The organism is Shewanella electrodiphila (genome assembly GCF_023283985.1).
GTDB classification, from domain to species: domain Bacteria; phylum Pseudomonadota; class Gammaproteobacteria; order Enterobacterales; family Shewanellaceae; genus Shewanella; species Shewanella electrodiphila.
The window spans coordinates 1-1,951 of the sequence record NZ_JAKIKU010000036.1; the positions used below are offsets into that span (position 1 = coordinate 1).

Annotated in this window: 1 protein-coding gene; it reads left to right on the top strand. The window is 50.5% G+C overall.

Annotated features, from left to right (window positions below):
• Positions 1-1,951 (top strand): beta strand repeat-containing protein (locus L2737_RS22155; RefSeq protein ID WP_428848415.1); only part of this gene is annotated, 1,951 nt, incomplete at both ends.

The window sequence follows — 1,951 nt, forward strand, 5'->3', positions numbered from 1 at the left end:
CGAAGATGTGGTTGTCAATGCAGATGGCACTTACTCAGTTGATGATGTCGACTTATCTGCTTTAGTGGATGGTGATATTACTATTGTCGCCACTGCAACCGACGCTAACGGTAACCCACTCACAGCCAACGATACTGAAGCATTAGATGCAACGGCTGGGGCGATCACCGTTGATTTGGTGATTGATGAAAATAACCTAGGCGACATTTCGGGGACTTCACAAGATATCCCTGCTGGCAGCACAGTCACGCTAACCCTTACTGATAGCGCTGGTAACACCATTGTTATCGAAGATGTGGTTGTCAATGCAGATGGCACTTACTCAGTTGATGATGTCGACTTATCTGCTTTAGTGGATGGTGATATTACTATTGTCGCCACTGCAACCGACGCTAACGGCAATCCAATAAGCGCCAACGATACTGAAGCATTAGATGCAACGGCTGGGGCGATCACCGTTGATTTGGTGATTGATGAAAATAACCTAGGCGACATTTCGGGGACTTCACAAGATATCCCAGCTGGCGGCACAGTCACGCTAACCCTTACCGATAGCGCTGGTAACACCATTGTTATCGAAGATGTGGTTGTCAATGCAGATGGTACTTACTCAGTTGATGATGTCGACTTATCAACCTTAGTAGACGGTGATATTACTATTGTCGCCACCGCAACTGACGCTAACGGCAATCCACTCACAGCCAACGATACTGAAGCATTAGATGCGACTGCGGGTTCTATCGACGTTGCATTAGTGATTAACGATGGCGCTGAAACCGCTGACATTTCAGGTACCACGACTGATGTCGCGCCAAACTCAACCGTCACCCTGACCCTGACCGATAGCGCTGGCACAGTGCAGGTCATCACTGGCGTCACTGTAGATGCCAATGGCGATTACAGCATTGCGGGCGTGGATATTTCAAGCCTAGTGGATGGCGACATTACCGTTGACGCCTCAGCTGTGGATCAAAACGGTCAAACCGTGACTGATGCTGACACTGACAACATGGACGCCACCGCGGGTTCTATTGATGTGGCATTAGTAATCAATGACGGCGCTGAAACGGCTGACATTTCAGGTACCACTACTGATGTCGCGCCAAACAGCACTGTCACCCTAACCCTGACCGATAGCGCCGGCACAGTGCAAATCATCACTGGCGTCACCGTTGATGCTAATGGCGATTACAGCATTGATGGCGTGGACATTTCAGGCCTGGTTGATGGTGACATTACCGTTGACGCCTCAGCTGTCGACCAAAACGGTCAAACAGTAACCGATGCTGACACCGATAACATGGACGCGACTGCGGGTTCTATCGACGTCGCATTAGTGATTAACGATGGCGCAGAGACCGCTGACATTTCAGGTACCACTACTGATGTCGCGCCAAACTCAACTGTCACCCTAACGCTCACCGATAGCGCTGGCACAGTGCAAGTCATCACTGGCGTCACCGTTGATGCCAATGGCGATTACAGCATTGATGGCGTGGACATTTCAGGCTTAGTTGATGGTGACATTACCGTTGACGCCTCAGCTGTGGATCAAAACGGTCAAACAGTAACCGATGCTGACACCGATAACATGGACGCGACTGCGGGTTCTATCGACGTCGCATTAGTGATTAATGACGGCGCTGAAACGGCTGACATTTCAGGTACCACTACTGATGTCGCGCCAAACTCAACTGTCACCCTAACGCTCACCGATAGCGCTGGCACAGTGCAAGTCATCACTGGCGTCACAGTAGATGTCAATGGCGATTACAGCATTGATGGCGTGGACATTTCAGGCCTGGTTGATGGCGACATCACCGTTGACGCATCAGCTGTGGATCAAAACGGTCAAACCGTCACCGATGCTGACACTGACAACATGGATGCGACTGCGGGCTCTATTGATGTGGCGCTGACCATCGATGACGGCGCAGAAACTGCTGACATT